Here is a 19,750-nt window from a genome sequence, read left to right on the forward strand (position 1 = left end):
TGAGTTTCGTGTCTATTAAAAAGAATGGGAAATGCCATTTGAGACATCAACACAGGCAGAGTTATGACTTCTGATACGCATCCACAGGATAATATTGAACCCGCGCGAGAGGTTGATCGTTATGAGGCATCCTCATTGACGTTTTCTCCTGGCGCGCGGGCGATTATTGAAGATTTGAGCGGTGGAAGCGGGAAGTTGCATGTGGAAGTTGTCGGAGCGAAGCAATGCCACTACATTTTGTTTCATTACCCGAAGTCACTTTCTGATAAATTTGCTCTGGAAGATAACGCACCTGTTTTGGTACGGTCCATGTGCCGTAATCATCACCTTTGCGCCTTTAGAACGACTGTTATCAAAAATCTGAAGGCGCCAGTGCGTTTATTGATTCTTCGCTATCCAGAGCAATTCGATGCGCTCAACATGCGTCGCTATGATCGCATTGAGAGCGTGGTGCGTGTGGAAATATTTTTCCAGGGAAATGATTACAAAGGCGTTATCGTCAATCTCTCTCGAGGAGGTTGCCGTATTATTGTGCGGTCAGAACCTGGAGTGGAATTGCCAACGCTGAACAAAGATAACGAAGTGTTTCTGATTTTCACTCTTCCAGGGCATGACGAAGAACTCACTGTCGCAGGGCAATGCCGTGAGGTGAATTTGAGCGGAGAACGGCTTTCTGTTGGTATTGCGTTTATGTTTCTTCCGGATAAAATGGCTCAGATTATTGATGATTTTGTTCTCGATCTTAAAAGTTGGCTCCGGCTGTAATGCTTTCGGACACAAATCTTAGAGTGTGTTCTGCTCAGGAAGTCCATGAAAAACGAATTGCAAAGTGAAAGACGTGACTATGAACCCATTTATGTCGCCAAACAGCCCATCTATGATCGCTGTGGCGGCATATTTGCCTATGAATTGTTGTTTCGACATGCTCAGTCAAACACGGCTCACATTAAAGATCCCGACCAGGCGACAGCGCAGGTTATTGCGGATGGATTCACCATGGCGATCAATGGTATGGAATCCGGTGCTCTTGCGTTTATTAATTTCCCCAAAGGGCTTTTGATTCGAAAAGATCCTTTGGCGCTTCCGCATTCTGTGTGTGTTGTTGAAATTCTTGAGAATGTCGACCCGACTCCCGATGTTCTCTCCGCGTTGTCTGAGCTGAAATCCGCAGGCTATACGCTTGCATTGGACGATTATATCGGGACAGCAGGATTTGAACCCTTTCTGGAGTTAGCCGATATCATCAAAGTTGAAATCCTTGGGATGGCAACACGTGATCTCATTCGGCTGTCTCAACGTCTCAAGATGTATGGGTGCCGGTTGTTGGCGGAAAAGGTGGAAGATCAAACCGCTTATGATCTCGTCTATGCATTGGGATATGATTATTTTCAGGGGTATTTTTTTTCCCGTCCGCAAATCATCGAAGGCCGCAAACTGACGACGACACAGACAACCCGACTTCGGGTGATGTATGAACTCAACAAACGTGATTTTGAATTCAAGACCATGGCTGAAATTATCAGTCGTGATCCTGCCTTGTCGCTTCGTCTTTTACGATTGATCAATTCTGCGGCATTTGGTTTGTACAAGAAGGTTGCGACCATCGGTCAGGCCTTGCCCCTTTTGGGGATGGATTTGTTGCGCCACTGGCTTATGGTGGTGTTGCTCTCGGAAATCAGTGTTGGGCCTCGTTCGTCAGATCTTGCTTTTCGTTCAGTTCTTCGTGGGCGTTACCTTGAAACATTGGCTCTTGCCATGAAAGGTTCTGCACAAAACGAAGATACTGCGTTTTTACTTGGTTTATTTTCATTGCTTGATGCATTGCTCAATCAACCTATGGAAAGCATTGTGCAGACCCTTGCTTTAGATGAAGATATACAAGCCGCACTGTGTGGTGAGCAGTGCAAGGCGCGGGAATGGATCGATCATGTCGTTGCATTGGAAAATGATGATTTTGACCAGGCTAAGGCATTTCTTGTTAAGAATGGTCTGCCTGTGGAACAGGGGGCAGAGTTACACGCTCGAGCTGCAGCGTGGACAGCTGGTATGCTTGGACATGCCGTGGAAAAGACGCAAAACGTCACGTGAATTTCGTGACGTTTTGCGTTGCGATTTTATCTGTCGGCAATATTCCTTACAAAAAGATGATTTGGCGACGTTATTCAATCCATTCGTCGTCTTCTGCAATCGGCGCAAATCCGCGCCGTACGGTGTTTTCCGTGACAACGCGTTCATGCAAAAAAGCATGAAGATAGTTGGGACCACCGGTTTTCGGCCCGGTGCCCGACATTTTGAATCCGCCGAACGCCTGACGTTCAACCATGGCGCCGGTATTATTGCGATTGATATACAGGTTCCCCACGTGGAATTCTCGCTTGGCCTTTTCAATGTGTTTTGGGCTGCGTGAGAATATACCGCCAGTCAGCGCAAAACGTGTTCCATTGGCAATGGCCAACGCATCGTCGAAGTCGCGTGCTTTCATGATGGCCAACACCGGCCCGAAGATCTCTTCCTGAGCTATGCGATGTTCCGGCTTGATGTCTGCCACAACGGTCAACGGAACATAGCACCCATTTTCCGGGACCGTACGTTCCACAATAATACGACCTTCCTGTCGAGCGATTTCAATATATTTCTTGATGAGTTCCTGTTGCTTGGCATCGGCGACCGGCCCCATAGCATAAGCAGGGTCTTCGGCAGGACCGATTTTCATGGATGTGGTGGCATCGACGAGGCGTTCAAGGAAACGATCATGAATGGACTCCACGGCAATGACACGGGAACAGGCCGAACATTTTTGCCCCTGATAAGCAAATGCCGAGTACAGAATATGAAGTACCGCTTCATCAAGGTCAGCATCATCGTCAAGGATAATGGCATTTTTTCCGCCCATTTCCGTAATGACGCTTTTAACGTGGGTTTGGTCGGGTTTGGGGATGTTGGCCCGTTCGAGAATTCGTGTGCCGACTTCCACCGATCCCGTGAAGGCGATAATATGAATATCGGGATGCTCGACAAGGTAATCGCCAATGACCGAGCCGCGGCCCGGTACAAAGTTGAACACACCAGGAGGTAGGCCGGCGTCACGGAACAGGTCGGCCAAGTCACGCCCGACGACTGAGGCAGTGCCGGCAGGTTTGAAAAGAACAGGATTGCCGGTCACTATGGCTGCCGATGCCATGCCACATGCAATGGCTAGCGGAAAGTTCCACGGTGCAATGATGGCAGCCGGACCTTTTGCCTCGTAGAAAAGCTGGTTGTTCTCTCCCGGAGCGTTACCGAGACGCACCGGTTGTCCGAGTCGGATCATTTCCCGTCCGTAGTATTCCAGAAAATCAATGGCTTCTCCAACGTCGTGATAGGCTTGATCCCACTGTTTACCGACTTCCAAGATTTGTGTCGCGCTTAGGTTGTAGATGCGTTTTCGAGCGAGGTCGGCGGTCTTGAATATATAATTTGCTCTGTCTTCAGCCGAGAGATCACGCCATGCCGGAAAGGCGCGTTGCGCTGCTTCGAGAGCGCGATCAATTTCAGCAGTCCCGGCCTGACAAACGTTGCCGATACATTCGGCAAGATGGGCCGGATTGGTGGATGTGAGCGTATCGTGCGTAGTGACATCCTTACCGTCGATGAATAACGGCACCGTCCCCCCCATGGAGACACGGCGTTCAGCAATGGCTTGGGTAAAAGCGGATCGTACTTCCGGAATGGTGAAGTCAATGAGGTTGTGATTTTTGAACGGAGTGACTCCCGCACGTGCTGGGGATGTCTGTTTTTCAGCAGCAAGTTCACGATCAAGAGTGATCTGAGGATTTTCCAGGAGGCGATCGGTCTCGGTATTGTCGGCGAACGATAGCCGCAGAAAGGATTCATTGGCCGTATTTTCGAGCAGTCGGCGAACAAGGTATGCCATACCGGGGAGCAAATCTCCGTATGGGCAATAGAGTCGGACTCGACCGGCAACGTTGAGCAAGCCTTTTCGGACTGGCTCGGCCATGCCGAAAAGAACTTGGAATTCATATCGGCTGTCGGAGACATGCAGCTCGTTGGCGATTTCCATGACTGTACTGATGGTCCGCACGTTATGGGAGGCACACTGAAAGTAGATGAGATCGTTGTTTTCGAAAATGATGCGTGCCAACCGCTCGTAGGCGATGTCGGATTCGGGCTTGCGTGTCCATACGGGAATGGGCCAGCCATTTTGTAAGGCTTGGACCGTTTCGAAATCCCAGTAAGCACCTTTAACGAGTCGTAATCCAAAGGTGACATCATGGTCTCGGGCCCAGGTGATGAGATCGTTCAGATCGTTTTCCGTGTCGCGCAGATAAGCCTGAAGGACGATGGAGAGGTAGGGATAGTCGCGAAATTCCGGGTCAAGGCGTAATCGTTTGAATAATTCGATGGTTATTTCTTTGTACTTGAGGGCTTCCATGTCGATGCACATGGCTCCACCCATAGCGATGATTTTTGCGTAAATGGGGCGCAACCGGGCAAGAATCCCCTCTACGGAGCCTTCGACATCAACGGGTTTGGCCTGAGAAAAGAGAGCTGACGGTTTGACCGAAACATTGAGTTTAGGAGCCGTGTTCCAATCGAGATTGCCAGAGCTGTCGAGGGGGGGCCATTTCTTCTGTTCCGCAACGAGCGCATCAAGGAGTTCAAGGTAGCTGTCGCGGAACGCGTCGGCTTCATTTTCACCGACCGTCGCTTCTCCAAGTAAGTCGACTGTAAAGGCAAAGCCTTGTTTACGGATTTTGGCCAGTGATTTGATTGCTTCCTTGGTGTTTTGGCCGATGATGAAAGAGCGTGCCATGCCTTCGAGGTTGGAACGGATTGCTTTTCCCATGACTTTCGTGGCTAACGAGCCGAGCAGACCGGATTTTTCAGCACCCCATTTGAGGACCGCGGGAATATCCCCTGAGTCGTTGCCTGAAAAGTATTCTTCAATATGACGACTCAGGGATTCACTTGTATTGAGATAGGGGAGCACATCGACGAAGCGAAAGAGTTGCACTTTGAAATCTTCGTTTTGCATGGCCCAGTCCATGACTTTGCCAGTCCAGAATCCCTTGTTGAACACAGACGGAGCTTCCCCCCGTATGCTGTCGAAAAATTGCCGGCCACGTGTCTTGATAGCGGTTTCAAGCGTGCTGTTGTTCATTCAATGTCTCCTTCCTTGTCCGTCTCTGGGGGCTGTGAGTGTGCCTCGTTGTCCAATTTGGGGTATTAGGACGGATCGATGAATCCCGGTACACTGCTTAGGGACAGATCCGAGGTTTCTTTGATAGTCCGTAAAACAATCGTTGAATTGGTGTCGCGCACATTTTCAATACGGCCAATTGATTGAAGCAAATCTGCCAATGCCTGTGTGTCAGCCACACGGACTTTGATGAGATATGTTGCGGCTCCGGCTGTATAGTGTACCTCCATCACTTCGGGGAATTTTGCCAGTTCTTTGCCAGTGTCGACTTGCCCGACGGGTTCATTGACATGAATCAATGTAAAGGCGGTCAGCGTCAACCCGAGGTTTTTGGCATTTAGCCGAGTTGTATACCCTTGAATAAGCTCGCGCTTTTCAAGTTTGCGTATCCGTTCCAAGGTCGCAGAGGGGGCCATGCCGATTCGACGCGCGATTTCGGCGTTGCTGGTCCTGGCATCCTCCTGAAGAATATTCAGTATTTCGTTGTCTATTTCGTCGATTATTCTGTTTGAGTTCATTATGTATGAATAAAGTTCGTGTTGATTGGTTGTCAAGAGGTGATTGGACGTCTCTAGTTGTTGAGTTTTTGAGGGAGACGAGAAAAAGAGGAAACCGAATTAGGCTTGACAGACCTCTAGTGATTTATAACGAATGATAAATGAAAGATTTTATACATTGGACAAGCAAGGAGTTGATAATGAATCATAGTGAAGAATCATTGGGAGTAAGTCGGCGACAATTTATGGGCATGGCGGCAACAGCCGGGGTGGCGTTAACGGCGTTTGCTGCTGGGTTGCCGCGCTCGGTTCTGGCGGCCGATGCCTTTACGGCGCCGGCTCTTCCGTATGCGGAAAATGCTTTAGAACCCTACATTTCAGCGAGGACTGTCAGCTTTCATTACGGGAAGCACACGATGGCATACTTTAAGAAAACCAATGCGATGTTGGCGAATTCGCCTAAAGCCGGCAGTTCGCTTGAAGAGGTTTTCAAAGACGCTGCCAAGGATGCTGCCGCGCAAAATTTGTTTAACAACGCAGCGCAAGCCTGGAATCATGTCTTCTATTGGCAGGGAATGAAGCCGGGTGGTGGTGGTCCGGCAACGGGCGATGTTGCCAAAATGATCAAAGCTTCGTTTGGAAACTACGATTCGTTCAAAAAGGCGTTTGCCGAAGCCGGTGCTACTCAATTCGGAAGTGGCTGGGCCTGGCTTGTTTTGGAAGGGGAAGAATTACGTGTGGTGAAAACACCCAACGCCATGAACCCTATGGTCGCTGGTGCCAAGCCATTGTTGACGATGGACGTATGGGAACATGCTTATTACCTTGATTATCAGAATCGACGAGGTGACTACATCTCGGCCTTTCTTGACCATCTTGTGAATTGGGATTTTGTGAATGCCAATCTTGCATAGCATGTGTTTGCATCCACCGATGCGGACTGTCTTGCCGGGTCGGTGGATGCTGCTGTTGTCGCCATAACGATCGTGGTGTCGCAATACTATCTTTGTGTGCTGCTGGCATGGATGAAATGAGCAGACCTGTGGTTCATATGACATAAGATTGCTTCTTCAGGGCATCTTGAATTGAAGTGAAAAGTATGAAAAAAGTATTCTAGGGACTTACGGCTTCCCTTCCTGTGCCGGCTTTTTTCTTTCATCGCAGCTTGCAACAACGGTATTTCATATGCAGAGATCCTCGACCAATGTCGAGTTCACCCCGGATTTAGCGGCACGGGGCATGCGCACCTTTTATGAACGCATGCGTAACCGCATTGGAATTTCCAAGAGCGATGTGTTCAATGATGGTATTCTTGATGTCGCTTTGGCTGATGAGCAGGCTTCTATTTATGCATGTACTATTCAGCAGTTGATCGACAATGGCGAAGAAGTTCCGGATTTTGCACCAGGGGCGCAACCGAAGCTGTTGACGTATTTGCGCGGTATAAAATGCGTACAAACACTTATATTGCAAGCGTTGCGCAAAACGGTCTTCGATGTATTCGGATCTGATATTCTCGCACGTGTCGACAAACTTGCTATGTCCAAGGCGCTCGTAACGCAGGATACTCCTGGTGAGTATCTGTGGCCGAGCCTCAGCCAATTCCTTAATAAGCATATCAATACAGTACTGAGAAAATACGTCGAGGACGATGTTATTCGTCCCCTTTTTTTTTCCTGCCTTGACGAGGTTGAGAATTTTCAGACGTTTGTCAAAGTTGATGATTCCGTCTCTGTGAATGAACTGCCGTCGGTTCCGTTCAATTATAAGTTCAAACTCGAGTTTGTGGACCTCTTTAAATTATTTAATGCAGATTCCACGTATGTTGATCCGGTCGCGGAACAAGAGGAGGAAGAGAATCCTCTGGCACGTCGGCGAGGTCTGGATAATTCGCTGGTGTCGTTTGTGCGAAGAAATAGCTCGATTATTGAAAACGCTACGGCAAAGAAGGGCGCGTATCCTTTCCTGAAAGAGTTTATCTCCGTTGCAGGAACACAGGACACCCCACGAAATGATCCTTCGGTCATGGAATTATGTCGCAACGCCGAAAAAGAACTCGATAGTATCGGATTTGCTAAAAAGAAATTGAAGCGCGCCATTTGGGGGTCGAAACGAAAGGCCTTGAAAGCGCAGATAAGTCATCATGAAATTCAATTTGCAATTTATCGTGACCAACTGATCTGGTTCACGAGAGGGGTTATCAATGGATTTGAAATTTATGTGACGACCCAATGGCGAAAAAGCGCAAATACAATTTTTAAATGCGGTACTGATTTTCATGACATTGTGTTGGCGACACAATTTTCAGCTGATTCATTTTCTGACTTTTTTCGAGCTCTGATTGCAAAGCGCATGGCCGAGAAGCTTGAACATCGTCTCAATGCACTTGCCTACAGTTTACGCAATGAAGGGCTTGTTAAAGAATATAATAACCGAAGCTATGAAATTTCCAAGACCAAACAATATATTCGTTTACGACTCGAATTGCAGATTAAAAAGAATTTGAAACTGATTAAAACGATTCATACGGTGTTACGCATCAATCCCGGTCTCCGCCATGAAATATTACGGTGTGTGTCACTGGCCCCGACGTTGGCAAATTTGACCATGCGCTATCAGGAAGAGCGGCCCGCATTTGTGAAGAAAATTATGTTCGATACAGATTTTGCGTCTATTTTGGGCGACCTCATCTTGCAGGATGTTAATATGAAAGCCCTGCTTATTCAAAAACCGGGACTTTTGCGAATCGTCTTTCAAGAAAAGAAGAATCCCATATTTCGTAAATTCATGCGTTTGGTCAGTAATGCGAAGCCGGCAGTGAAAAACGCTCTCCTTGGTGATCCGCTTCTGCTTTTTGGATTGTGGAAACAAGGCGTTGCCGACCCGACATTGGCCAAAGTCAACGCGATACTCGATCAACCACTGACTTTTGAACATTTTCGCGAATCGGTTTTGGGGAGGAAAAAGAACACCTCGTCTTGACGAAATTTGCAGGACTGCAGTATTCGTTGAAGCCAAATTGATGACGTGATCTTTTTGAATATTTGAACATTCACGTGGTTACCGGCTCTGGTGGAGAAAGCTCCGCTTTCTTCCTCACATGAGTTGTAATGTCGTCGCATGCTATTGTTATTACGCGGCGCAAAGGAGTTTTACCGGATGGATCTCGTCACCCAGCAGGAATCATCGACAGTTTTGGTTTTGACACAAAGTCCAGACGTCTACACTGAGCGGCTTGCAGAAGTAGGGCTGGAGCCTCATTTTGCGGGTGATTTACCGGAATTGCTCGAAGCGTTGGGGAGCGGAGTTTTGTGCAATGGGCTTATTCTTGATGTGCAACGTGTCATGCAAGCTGATCGAATGAGCCGAGATATGCTTTTTTCGTATGCAGACAGCGTCCCTATTGTCCGTTCGAAGGTTGAGCGTGGGACTGGGCATGTTGTTTTTATCGATAGCCTTGATACGTTGGATCGTGAATGTCATACCACGGGCTACCGGTCCATGGTGCGTGTGCCTGTTAAGTTCAATGCGTTACTCTCCGCCGAAAACGATCCGGTTATGGCGCAGGTCAAGCACGTCAATATTCTCGACGTGTCAATCGGCGGATGTTTTATCTATTCTATGGATAATTTCGATGATGTCGATTTTATTCACATTAAAATTATGGAAATCGAAAATAAGTTGCCGATTTTATGTAATATTCGGTGGCGCCAAGAGTGGGGACGTGACAATGTTTTACCAGGTGTTGGCGTCAAATTTGTTTCGATCAAAGTCGACCAATTGGATGAGATAAAAGAAAAGTACATTACGCCGTATGAATCGGACTTCGTATAGCGGTCTATATTCCGGTACAAAGAAGGCCATCGATTTTCAATATGATGAAACGGGCCTCAACGCGAGTCGTTGAGGCCCGTTTTGCCTTCTGCACGTTGGATGGTATCGTCGGCAGACACTCAATGTACAATATGAAATTGTTCAAGCAATGCCGTAAGCGGCCGTGGATCCTCCGGCGCAAAGGTGTTTGCCCCGGTGTTGGTTTTATCAAAAACAAAGCGCACAACGAGTGGCTGCGTTGTCTCCGGCAACGCAATTCGGCCTTGAAGTGGCTCTAATGGATACAACTTCGTTGAATTGAGCATGAGCTTGTCATCAAGGAAAATTTGTACATGTTGTTGCTTAATCATCGTCATCAGCTCATATTCAAGCCATGCTGGGAAATGGTGTGGTGGAGCGATGGTAAGTGTTGACGTGTTCCCATACATCCAAAGATGGTGGTCGTGCGGAATGGATTCCACTCCTGTTGACGCAAGAACGAATTCGGGAGTTTGATTGAAAAGATCGGCCGTTCTCGGGGAAGGATGATTCAGGTTGGATTGAGTAAAAATGAGCATCCCATCCGGATGGGATGATCTGGCATAATATCGTCTATCCATAGTGCACTTGGAATGGAGGCGAATATCTTCCACCGTTATGTTGGCGCTATTGCTGAGTTGAAAGAATGTGTCGCAATCGGCGGTGTCGAGTGTTCCCGAGTCCGTTATGAGTGGGCGGCCTGGTCGGGTGAGTGTAATATCTCTATCATGCAAGGCGAGGAGTAACGGAAGGACAAGGGACGTCTCATGATAGAGGATCAATACCCGATCGCCTGGGGCGGTGAGATGAAGTAATGTTTCTCTGTCTTCCAGGGAGAGGCCGTATCGAGCATAATGATAGGGGTGGTCCCAGGTGCGGCGTAGAAGGTCGTTGGCTTCGGCCCAACCCACGGAATGAGGGAAATCGAGAATATTGAGGATGAGTTTTTCGGCGTTAGTCAGCCCGACGAACCACATATGACCAACGAAATACAGCATAAGCACCGTGACGCTCCAAGGGCGTTTCATTCGGGAGATGAAAAAACCGCACGCTGGAAGTGTCAAAATGAATGTTGCGGAAAAAAAACGGAGATTCCAAGGCATCCACGCTAGAGCATAACAGATGGCACCGAAACTGAGGATTGCTGCAACTGCGGTTTGACGAACGAAGCCCCTTCCTTTGATAAGGGTGACGAGAAGCGATGCAACGACGAGTAAAAAACCGAGCATGGAAAATGCGCTGAGATCTTCTTGAGGAAACAAGGGTGTCTTCACCAGATCGGCGAAATTCATGTTTGTGCCGAGTGATTTCGCTTCTCCAAGTTGGTTGTCATACCAGGCTGCGGTGTATCGCGTGAGACGATTTGGAGCATCAAGGAGTTGAAGGGTGTAGCGACCGGCATTGATGGCCGCTCCGGTGACGCCATCAGCATTTTTATGCCAATTTGTAAACGAAGTCGGCCCGAAAAGACCACCATGAAGACGACTATTCTGGGTCATCATGAAAATGGAAGGAATAAGCAAGCCAAGACACAGAATAAGCCCGATAATACCGCTGAGTCCAGGACGGCGAAGGCTATGAAAAATCATTCCTCCTATTGAGAATAAACGCTTCGAGAGCAGGAGGCCCACGCCGATGCAGGCGAAAAGCGCGGCAGCCATACCTAAAAAATATGTTTTGACAACAACACCGAAAATGACAGCGAACACGACATAGATGACATGGAAGCGAAATCCTTGCGTGCGTTGTGGTGTCGCGTTTCGTACATTGATGATGTTGTAGAGTGCGGCAAGGAGCGTTATGGCCGCGGCAGCCGTGGGAATATCATTTTTTACGGTTGTCGCCTGCAGAAGAACTTCCGTGAACGATGCGCCGGCAAGAGCTGTGGCTAAACCGATTCGTGGTGAGTGAAAAAGTCGGTTTGCCAGGTTGTAGGTGCCACACAATATGGCAAGATAGCTCAAGAACGAGAACACGCCGGTGCCGTAATCGCCGCCCGATCGCAGAAGCAAAGTAAACAGGACATCGAATGCCGGAGGGAAGACTTGTTGTCGAATGCCGTTGCCGGAGTGCAAATACAATCGTCCTTCATCAAGCATAAGCCAGGCACGAGTGATATTATACGCCAAGCCGTCATTATTCGACGGGGCAAGGAGTATGGCTTCAAGAAAGAGCAGTGTCAGTAACAGAACACACGGCCAGAGAATATACCACGGATGAAGAGTATAAACTTCACGTATATCATGCCATACGCCTACGGCTTGATCGCCACGACATGCGAGAGCAGAAACAAACAAACCGATGCACCCGGCGTCGGCCAACCACAAGAGTTGCGGTTGGCCGGCCATGAGGAGGAGTGAAATCAGTCCGCTCAGCCCTCCAAGAACAAGGATAACTGCGCGTGAGAATGCATCAGAGGACGAAATTCCCATGTGGCGAATGAACATGGTTGTCCCTAGAACGGCAGATAAGACTTCGAGAACAACGAGAAGTGACATAGTCATAAGCGAGATCAGGAGAGCTGAGGTTATGGCAGGGATGCGTTGAGGCTCTGCACCGTCAGGCGAGAGCCAATATCACGCCTTATGACGGGGTCCATGGAGGTGGGGGTGGCTCGAAGAACACGAGATATTTTCGGCCGAGGAAATTGGCGACCAACGCAATGACACATGCAATGGCTTTGGCAACAGCAACACTCACTCCCATGGAGGCGAGTGTCGTCGTGCTTGCCACATCGACGAAACCACTTCCTGCAACAACCAACGCATACATGCCGAATTCGCCCCAGGTGCTCCATCGCACGCCTTTGCGGAAGAGCAGTTTGACACAGAGCCAGTAATTTACGACTGCGGCGAGAATATAGGCAATCCCCGCTGATGTTCCCACACCGATGGAACCGACGAGACCAAGAAAAAATAAGATGTTGAAGATGGCCGATATCCCACCGATGAATAAGTAGATTAAAAATTGCAGTATCACGGGGGCGCAGTGTGCGCTGTAATGGAAAATGCAATACAAGGCGCGCAGTCCATCTTTCCAATTAATTTTTTTCCCTTCGGCATAGGTGCGGCCGGAATAGGAAATAGCCATTTCGTATATACGAAGCCGTTGCTGCGCTACTTTGGCCACAATCTCCGGCTCGAATCCGAAGCGATTTTCTTCGATGGTGATGGACTGGATGATGTCGGTTCGAAAAACCTTGTAACATGTTTCCATGTCGGTCAGATCGAGATCGGTAAACATGTTGGATAGCAAGGTCAGCGTTCGGTTCATGAGGGAATGCCAGAAGTAGAGCACCCGGTGCGCGCTCATCCCCCGATACCGGGAGCCGAAAACAACATCGGCCCGCCCGTCCACCAAAGGAGCAAGAAGACCACGCAATTCACACGGATTGTATTCCAGATCTGCATCTTGTACAGCGACAAATTCTCCGCGAGCCAGAGCAAAACCTGTACGGAGAGCCGCCCCTTTCCCTTGGTTCTTCGCATGGGAAACCACGCGTACGGCTTCAAATTCTTCTTCCAGTGTCTGCGCAATAGTGAGCGATGCATCCTTAGATGCATCGTCAACGATGATAATATCAAGGTTCAGCATGTCATCTGCTATGCGTAAAACGGCTTCAACGCATTCACGCAGGGTCGCTTCTTCATTGAAGCATGGAATGACAATGGAAAAAACGACGGGACGGTTAAATGGTGCAGGGGATTTCTTCATTTATACTCCTTTCGTCAAAACCTTGTCCTTATGGACAATCCCCTCGCAAAAGACAAGTGTGAGCTACGCGAATGCGGCAGACACAGCTAGAGACATATCTGCGCATCAAAGGATATCCCATCTTGACATGGCATGTCTTCTCGGCAACGTTTCCGAGCTACATTGTGAAAAGGAGAGGGCATGATTGTCTACATCAAATTGGTTGCCACTGCCTTTTTTTGGGGTGGAACGTTTATTGCCGGCCGCGACCTTGCTCCGTGGTTCAGTCCATATACCGCTGCTTTTTTTCGGTTTCTTGTCGCTTCAGTCGCACTTGTCTTCGTGGTGCGCCACAGGGAAGGACGGTTGCCTCTTGTGTCGGGTAAACAGTGGTTTGCGGTTACATTGCTTGGTCTATCGGGGATATTTACCTATAATATTTTCTTTTTTACCGGCTTACAGACCGTTGCAGCTGGAAGAGCGGCGGTGATTATTGCCCTGAATCCCATATCGATTGCCGTGTTTTCAGCGCTTTTTCTCGGAGAACCGCTGACACGGAATAAAATCATGGGAATCCTTCTGTCTGTATGCGGGGCTACTGCTGTTATCAGTCAGGGAGACCTCACTTCTCTTGTCCATGGTGGGATATCGTCCGGAGATTTGGCAATATTTGGCTGTGTGGCATCATGGACAACCTACTCTCTTATCGGAAAAGTGAGTATGAAACGGCTGACACCACACGGTTCGGTGACGTGGTCATGTCTGCTTGGGACGGCCATGTTGTTGCCGGTAGCAGTAACTCAATCCGGTTTCTTTTCATCGGTTGCTGCTGCACCGATGCACGTTTGGTTCGATATCATCTATCTCGGATTTTTCGGGACGGTACTTGGTTTTACGTGGTTTTATGAAGGGGTAAAAGCGATTGGCGCGTCCAAAGCTGCTGTCTTTATCAATATTGTGCCTGTCACCGCGTTGATTCTTGGCGTTCTCATGCTGAATGAGCGTATCGGTACCTCTCTTGTTGTGGGTGGTATATTGGTCTTGACCGGGGTATATCTGACGAATCGTCCAACCCGATCTCCATCACTTTCGGTTGGTGGAGTGATTTCATCATCGGGAAAACGCACATGAAGAATTATTCGCCTTGGGAAAAAAAGGTTCGCACGCGTTCGTCAACACCCTGGCGCCGCGCAATGACCATGGGCAAAGCATACGCCCCGGTCGGGGTGCTTGTTGGGGGATATGTTTCGATGACAGCCCAGGGGGGAGGCTGGGGATGGTTCTTTGTCTTTGCCGGCGTGGCTGCGTTCGTGGCCGGCTTTGCGATGTGGCTCGCCTTTGTTTCTGTCAAGCCCACAGTGGGTCGTGGCATCGTCGCGGGGGCGTTTGCCGGTATTGTTTCCCATTGGTTGTGCTGGCTCTTCTCGATGATCTTCTGGCGGTTTACTTTTTTAACGATGCATATGCCGCTGTCTTCCTTGGGTGAAGCTCCTATGACAATGTTTGAAGTTCCATTGGGCGCGGGAGTGTTTAGTTTATGGAGCCTCTTCATCTTCGGGGCTGTAACGATTCCGGCCGGCGCGTTTATCGGCGGTGTGGTCGGCTTTATACAAAAGAAATCGGTAGATGCAGCCCGTGGCGCATCCACCGATGTGTAAAACAGAGTCTTGCCGAAATGGAGCGTTACGGTATTGCCCAACCTTCACCGTTGGGACCGCAGGTCATGACCTCGGCTCCCGAAGCGGTAATGGCAATGGTATGCTCGAAATGGGCCGACGGCTTTTTGTCGGCGGTGACAATGGTCCAGTGATCGGCCAGTGTTTTGATGGATTTCACACCGACATTGATCATGGGTTCTACGGCCAGGACCATGCCTTGTTTGAGCCGAAAATCGGGTAGGCTAATGGCCCAATAGTTCGGCACCTGAGGACGTTCCCACATATCACGGCCAATACCGTGACCAATCAAGTCTTCTACAACAGAAAAACCCGCGTTACGGGCAAATTTCGCCATTTTTTTGGCGATCTTGCTCCATTTGACATCAGGTTTCATTTCCTTGATAGCGAGACGAAGACAACCCTCTGTGATGTCGATCAAGCGCTGTTTTTCTTCGTTTATGGTGCCCACTGGCAGCGTTTGTGCGCAGTCGGCGCACCATCCGTCGAGTTTGAGGCCGATATCAACCCCGACGATGTCTCCGTCCTGTAATACACGGTCGCCGGGAATGCCGTGAACAACTTCTTCGTTGACAGAAATGCACGTTGCCGCAGGATAGGGGTATTTTCCTGGGACGCCTTTGAAGAGAGCCAAAGCTCCGTTTTTGGCAATAAATTCATCAACGGCCGCGTCAATGGCCGCCGTGGTCACGCCAGGCGCAACCATATCGACGACGATTTGATGGGTCTGCCAAAGAAGCAGCCCAGATTTACGCATGGCCTCAATTTCCGCTTTTGTTTTTTTTGTCATGCCGTCTCCCTCTATGGTGAAGCCCTTTTTTTGGGGCAATACAGCACGGCTTGTCAATCCAATTAGCCGGTTTGCCCGTTGAGTTTTGTTTTGACAATGGTGGTCGAAACCTGATTATGAATTTCTCACGTCGAAGTTGACGCTTTCGCGTCACCGTTCGGTATGTGGTACTGAACGGACAAACCATGAAAACGAATAGGGGGATTCATGTTTGCCGTAGTTGCCAAAGTGAAGTCGAAACCCGAACATCGTCAAGCTGTTATCGATGCCTTGATTGGCGACGGAAAAGGCTCTGTAGAAAACGAAGCCGGCTGCGTTATGTTCCATGTCGTTCAAGACCATGAAGACAAAGATCTATTTCACCTGTTTGAAATTTACAAAGATGCTGAAGCGTTTGAAGTACACAAAAATGCTCCTCACTTTGTCAAATGCTTTGGAGAATTGGATGGTCTTCTTGTTGGTGGTCTTACCGTTGCAACAGCAGATACGATTTTTCCATAGAGTGATATTCCTATAATCTGACTGGAGGAAAATATCATTGTATGATGGTATTTTTCTCCATGTCCCTCTTGTCTTTTCCTCCCTTTGGAATTTGTCAGAATATTGAGAGTGTTTTTCTCGATACATTTATGGTGCGATATAAGGCCGCTGCTGAACGCATATAGTGGTATGACTTACTGCGCTTTCGAAGAATCACTATGCGCGGATGCTCGGTGTGCAGAGAGAAGTGCGCGGGTTGTTCGTTGGGCGAGTGCAGACCGGCTTGCGAAATCGGGATGAAGACGCGATTCCACACGCTGGAACGCCGTGGGGTCTTCGTCACGCTCTCGAATGGAGACTTCCCAGCCTGCCGTGTGGAAACGTGCGATATGATCATCAAGCCGTAAGCGTGGAAGATCGCCGGGATTGAGCCAGCGATTCCATATGCGTTGATTAAACGTGAGAAATTCATACGGATATTTGAAAAAGTGATCTCGATAATCGATTTGATGAAGGTGAATCGCCTCGGGAACGAGGAGTGGGTCCAGATCGGCAAGGAGACAATCGACATCGGTCACGTGTTCGAGAACCGAGTTCGAAACCACAATATCAATGCTTGTAGGAGAGATGCTTCCAAGATCGGACGTCCATCGTACCGTGGGTGCGCTGGAGAGGGATTGGCAGAACAGCGTGGCTTTGAGGCGGGTGTCCAGAGCGGGATTGAACGGCACATACGGTTCATACCCGATGACATTGCATCCTCTGCTGGCTGCCAACGCATATCCAACAGCCATGGTTTGTCCACAACCAATTTCAAGTATGGTCTTTCCTTCAAGGGAGACACGGAGATCGTCAAGATGTTTGAGAAACAGGGAGGCAATGGATGCAGGATCGACGACGCCGACATTGGTTTGATAATATGGAATAAACCGTCCAATATGGCGTAATAAGGAATCCGAAAACACGAATCGCCGTGCTAGGCGCATGATAATATATTCCATGTAACATTGAATCCAGTTGCAGTTGCTATGATGGGATTATGCTGACGTCGTACTGTCCGATTGTCGGACCCATCGGCGTAAACTGTCAAGAAGTTGGGTTTTTTTGAAGGGCTTGGCAATGAAATCTGTACATCCGGCATCTTTGCAGATGGTTCGAAACTGTTCAAAAGCGTGGGCGGTCAAGGCGATGATGGGTACGGCCGGCCGATTGGTTTGGGCTTCGAATTGCCGAATGCGCCGTGTGGTTTCTGGGCCGTCCATGACAGGGATTTCAACATCCATGAGGACTGCGTCAAATGGGGTAGACATAAATTTGTCCAACGCTTCCTGCCCGTTGCGCGCGGTTTCGAGGATAACGTTCTCTTTCTCGAGATACAGGCGAAGCAAATGGAGGTTAGGCTCATTGTCATCAACGGCAAGAATACGCATAGCGGATTGTATGTCTATTTTGGGGTGGATAGGGGCCATGTGCTGAAATCGGGGAAGGGAAAGCGATATTACCGCCGTTATCCCCCCATCATCGTTCCGGAAAAAATGGAGTTTTCCACCGAGAGCTTTGACCAAGCGAGCCGTCTCTATTTGTACATGGGGACTCGTGTCAGGATTTGTCTCTTCGTGGGAGGGATCGAATGACGTCCGATGGAACATTGATTGCCCTTCTTCGGCTGCAATTTCGGTATTGCTTATTTTGAAGGTAACAGCATCGTCCCTGGAGAAATGGATAGGTATGGGAAGGGCAGAGACTTCAAGCCAGATTTGCCCCTGCTTTGCTTCTTTGGTCACATCGGTGAGCAAAGAGAGCAAAATGTGTTTGATAGTGGTTGGATCACCTCGTCGATTCAGATCAAGTCCGGATTCAATATGATATACGAGGTGCAATCCTGCTTTTTCGAGTGTTGGCGATATGGCAACACGAAGTGAGGTGATCAGTTCCCCAAGATGGAAAGGGATGGGGGCGTCAACAATAGTGTCGGGTGTTTCCTGGAGAGGGTCGAATGCAGGGCGATGTTTGTGCAGTGTGTGTTCATCTGTGTGGTCTGCAGTTGTACTTTGATGCGAATTCGTGCTGCTTTCCACATCAAGTGGCTCGTGCTTGGGGCGCTTGATCGCTTTGAGAAAAGCGCGCAGCGGAGAATCGTGTGCTGTGTTGGACGGTGCTTCCGGTTTCATTGCAGACATATTGCCCGCATCGGTCTCTTTACGTTCTACATTGGAACGGAGCGATGACGCCTCCGTGCTGTTTCCAGCTCCGAAAGGGGCCGCATCGAGCTTGATTGGAGGAACCGAATAAATGGATGAGGCAGTGGACTCGATATGATGACGGGAAAGAGCAGCATGCATGCTTAATAACACGTTGGCAATACGACGTATTTCCGTCGATCCGCATTTGGAGAGTAATGTCATGCTGCGATGTTGTTCCTCGGACAACATACAATGTGTTTCGGCGAAGTTGGAAAGCGATCGAGCGAGTATGGAGAGAGGGCGTATGGCGTACATGAGAAGAATAAACAACATGAGGAAGATGGCGCTGAAAATAATAATCAGGATGAGTGTATTCCGTGTCGCCAATATTTGTCCTGGAGTGTGGAGGCTGTCCTCGGAAAGAGAGTAGGTAATGTACCAATCTAACGGGACAAAATGGCTGACGAAGGCGGATCGGTATCCTGTGGGAGCATTGGTGAAGAAGTAGGATGTTGGAAGTTGCACCATCTCTGTTTGAGTGGCAGCCTTTTTGATTTTCTCCATCGCTTCCTGAGATATTGTCGCTCCTTGAGGAAGACTTGTCAGTCCTTCAGGCGTAGAGAGCGGAATAAGCACGCTTCCGTCTCCGCTGAAGAGAGTAAGTTGTCCGGCCAGATTCGCTTGGCTGCGCTTGAAGATACTTGTGAGTTGCATGACGACGGTATCAACCTGGTGATTGACTTCGGATTCCGCTTTGTCCATGGGAGTAAAGCTTGTGATCGTCCATCCCCAATCCGGAAAGGCCGTTGAGAAGGTGAGGTATTTCAACATGAGTTTTGAGTGTGGCGACTGCATGTAGATGAGTGAGTAGAGATTCTCTTGACGAGTAAGGATACTATGAATTGTTCGAAATGCGTCGTTCCCACGAATATCACGATATCCAGTCCATGACTTCCCGACAAACATCGGGTCGGGGTGATACAGACCAACGAGTTTTTCATCTATAATGGAAAGCTGAGGTCCGGTACTGTTCTTTTTGATCCAGTCGAGTGCCTTTTCTTTCGCCTGGTTGTCTGTGAGTTCTCCGGCTGCGGCTAACGAATGGAAGACACGGAGCGCTGCAAGGATGAGAGCGTTGTTGTCGAAGAGCAAGGCGCGTTGTTTTTTTACGAGTTCGACTTCATAATTGACGAGCCGGTTGAATTGATCCTGAATGCTGAGACTGACAAGGTCCAACGCTGTCCTGGCATTCGCTTCACGTTGATTGAAAGAGAGACGTTCAATATTTGTTTTTGTAATGATGACAACCGCAAGTATGACGCAGGTAAAAGCGATAACAAGTGAAGTAAGAACTTTGATGGGCATGGACATGGGGATGT

At 48.8% G+C, this 19,750-nt stretch carries 15 protein-coding genes; 8 read left to right on the plus strand and 7 right to left on the minus strand.

Going from position 1 to position 19,750, the window contains the following annotated elements; genetic code table 11:
- Window positions 1–63 precede the first annotated feature (63 nt).
- Window positions 64–765, plus strand: coding sequence for a PilZ domain-containing protein (locus tag G451_RS0112050; RefSeq protein WP_027184465.1), 702 nt, complete (start codon window positions 64–66; stop codon window positions 763–765).
- Between the two features lie 45 nt (window positions 766–810).
- Window positions 811–2,088 (plus strand): EAL and HDOD domain-containing protein, encoded by a 1,278-nt coding sequence (locus G451_RS29070; protein ID WP_051261427.1) that lies wholly within the window; start codon window positions 811–813, stop codon window positions 2,086–2,088.
- Window positions 2,089–2,158: 70 nt separating this feature from the next.
- Here the strand turns inward: G451_RS29070 and G451_RS0112060 are convergent, their stop codons facing one another.
- Together G451_RS0112060 and G451_RS0112065 are read right to left on the minus strand one after the other, a co-directional pair.
- Window positions 2,159–5,161: a proline dehydrogenase family protein gene (locus G451_RS0112060; RefSeq protein ID WP_027184466.1), complete on the minus strand. Its 3,003-nt coding sequence runs from the start codon at window positions 5,159–5,161 to the stop codon at window positions 2,159–2,161.
- Between the two features lie 65 nt (window positions 5,162–5,226).
- Complete coding sequence (locus G451_RS0112065) at window positions 5,227–5,703, minus strand: Lrp/AsnC family transcriptional regulator (protein ID WP_027184467.1); 477 nt, start codon at window positions 5,701–5,703, stop codon at window positions 5,227–5,229.
- A gap of 194 nt (window positions 5,704–5,897) precedes the next feature.
- On the opposite strand from G451_RS0112065, the gene G451_RS0112070 reads away from it, so the two are divergent.
- From G451_RS0112070 to G451_RS0112080, 3 genes are all read left to right on the plus strand, one after another.
- On the plus strand, window positions 5,898–6,611 hold the full coding sequence (locus G451_RS0112070; RefSeq protein WP_084448538.1) for a superoxide dismutase: 714 nt from the start codon (window positions 5,898–5,900) through the stop codon (window positions 6,609–6,611).
- Window positions 6,612–6,882: 271 nt separating this feature from the next.
- Window positions 6,883–8,679, plus strand: a complete 1,797-nt coding sequence (locus tag G451_RS0112075; RefSeq protein WP_027184469.1) for a hypothetical protein — start codon at window positions 6,883–6,885, stop codon at window positions 8,677–8,679.
- 177 nt (window positions 8,680–8,856) lie between these two features.
- Window positions 8,857–9,531 carry a PilZ domain-containing protein gene (locus tag G451_RS0112080; protein ID WP_027184470.1) on the plus strand — a complete coding sequence of 225 codons (675 nt, stop codon included), beginning with the start codon at window positions 8,857–8,859 and terminating at the stop codon, window positions 9,529–9,531.
- Window positions 9,532–9,650: 119 nt separating this feature from the next.
- Here G451_RS0112080 and G451_RS0112085 read toward each other — a convergent pair whose 3' ends face one another.
- Window positions 9,651–12,053: a hypothetical protein gene (locus G451_RS0112085; protein WP_027184471.1), complete on the minus strand. Its 2,403-nt coding sequence runs from the start codon at window positions 12,051–12,053 to the stop codon at window positions 9,651–9,653.
- A 79-nt stretch (window positions 12,054–12,132) separates the two neighbouring features.
- Window positions 12,133–13,263: a bifunctional glycosyltransferase family 2/GtrA family protein gene (locus tag G451_RS32725; RefSeq protein ID WP_051261428.1), complete on the minus strand. Its 1,131-nt coding sequence runs from the start codon at window positions 13,261–13,263 to the stop codon at window positions 12,133–12,135.
- Between the two features lie 180 nt (window positions 13,264–13,443).
- Here G451_RS32725 and G451_RS29080 point away from each other — a divergent pair, with 180 nt between their 5' ends.
- Together G451_RS29080 and G451_RS0112100 are read left to right on the plus strand one after the other, a co-directional pair.
- Complete coding sequence (locus tag G451_RS29080) at window positions 13,444–14,373, plus strand: DMT family transporter (protein ID WP_051261429.1); 930 nt, start codon at window positions 13,444–13,446, stop codon at window positions 14,371–14,373.
- Window positions 14,370–14,900, plus strand: coding sequence for a hypothetical protein (locus G451_RS0112100; protein ID WP_027184472.1), 531 nt, complete (start codon window positions 14,370–14,372; stop codon window positions 14,898–14,900). Before G451_RS29080 ends, G451_RS0112100 begins: the two co-directional genes overlap by 4 nt.
- 25 nt (window positions 14,901–14,925) lie before the next feature.
- Here G451_RS0112100 and map read toward each other — a convergent pair whose 3' ends face one another.
- On the minus strand, window positions 14,926–15,708 hold the full coding sequence (gene map / locus G451_RS0112105) for a type I methionyl aminopeptidase (RefSeq protein ID WP_027184473.1): 783 nt from the start codon (window positions 15,706–15,708) through the stop codon (window positions 14,926–14,928).
- Window positions 15,709–15,915: 207 nt separating this feature from the next.
- Between map and G451_RS29085 the strand changes: the two genes are divergently transcribed.
- Window positions 15,916–16,209 carry a putative quinol monooxygenase gene (locus G451_RS29085; RefSeq protein WP_051261430.1) on the plus strand — a complete coding sequence of 98 codons (294 nt, stop codon included), beginning with the start codon at window positions 15,916–15,918 and terminating at the stop codon, window positions 16,207–16,209.
- Window positions 16,210–16,382: 173 nt separating this feature from the next.
- Here the strand turns inward: G451_RS29085 and G451_RS0112120 are convergent, their stop codons facing one another.
- Window positions 16,383–17,189: a class I SAM-dependent methyltransferase gene (locus tag G451_RS0112120; RefSeq protein ID WP_034642012.1), complete on the minus strand. Its 807-nt coding sequence runs from the start codon at window positions 17,187–17,189 to the stop codon at window positions 16,383–16,385.
- Window positions 17,190–17,225: 36 nt separating this feature from the next.
- The gene (locus G451_RS32730) at window positions 17,226–19,742 is read right to left on the minus strand and encodes a response regulator (RefSeq protein WP_051261431.1); all 2,517 of its coding nucleotides are present in this window, start codon (window positions 19,740–19,742) and stop codon (window positions 17,226–17,228) included.
- Between the last annotated feature and the right edge of the window lie 8 nt (window positions 19,743–19,750).

This window comes from Desulfovibrio inopinatus DSM 10711 (genome assembly GCF_000429305.1).
In the GTDB taxonomy this organism is placed as follows: Bacteria; Desulfobacterota; Desulfovibrionia; order Desulfovibrionales; family Desulfovibrionaceae; genus Alteridesulfovibrio; species Alteridesulfovibrio inopinatus.